At 63.5% G+C, this 812-nt stretch carries 2 protein-coding genes; both read left to right on the top strand.

What is annotated here, in order from left to right; translation table 11 throughout:
- The coding region (locus tag AC1DWI_RS25055) for a DUF1289 domain-containing protein (RefSeq protein ID WP_477726166.1) at positions 1–274 on the top strand (274 nt) is incomplete at its 5' end.
- A gap of 77 nt (positions 275–351) precedes the next feature.
- On the top strand, positions 352–669 hold the full coding sequence (locus AC1DWI_RS25050) for a DUF2007 domain-containing protein (protein ID WP_477726165.1): 318 nt from the start codon (positions 352–354) through the stop codon (positions 667–669).
- Positions 670–812 lie beyond the last annotated feature (143 nt).

Raw genomic sequence — 812 nt, 5'->3', positions numbered from 1 at the left:
GACCTGGTACGACACGACAGCCGACACGCCCTGCATTGCCATTTGCTCAACCAGCCAGGGGGACGCCCTGTGCAAGGGCTGCGGCCGCACGTTTGACGAAGTGCAGCACTGGCCCGAGATGACGCCCGCCGAGAAGCGTGGTACCTGGCGGCGCATCACGCAGGAAGCAACTGCCTGGCGGTTTGGCCGCTACGCTGACCGCGCCCTTGAGAACCGGGACAAGGATGTGCAGAATGATGCGGCGCCCGCCCCGGTCGCCATGCCAAAAATCTAGGCCTTTTGGGCTTGCGGCCCATATATGGCAAGCGCAAGCAGCTATGAATTTGATAGTGATGTCGCTACACTGACGGCATGCTCAGACTGACGCGTGCCCCCAATATCGCCATCGCGGCGCTGTGGGTCGACGTGTTGCAGCAGGCCGGTATTGCCGCCAGCGTGCAGCGCTATTTTCTGGGCAGCGTCGCCGGGGAACTCCCACCCGACCAGTGCCAGCCCGAAGTCTGGCTCACCCACCACGAAGAAGAACACCGCGCACGGGAGTTGCTCGACAACCTGCAGAACATGCCGCAGYGGCGATGGCTGTGCGTCTGTGGCGAAATCGTCGAGGGCGGGTTTGAGCAGTGTTGGAACTGTCAGGCTGTAGCCCCCACGGTCACTCACTTCGTGTAGTTCCCTGCCCCCCGAGGGGGCCGCCCGCCTGTGGCCTGGCAAAGCCAGTTCCACGGCTCATGCTTGGTTGAAGAGTTCTGTGGGCACAACCAAGGGTGCCGCGGGACTGGCTTTGCCAGACCGCAGGCGCCGCCCCCTTGCAA

It is taken from the genome of Polaromonas sp. P3_C2, from assembly GCF_056402675.1.
This window is presented reverse-complemented; position numbering and strand designations above follow the sequence as displayed.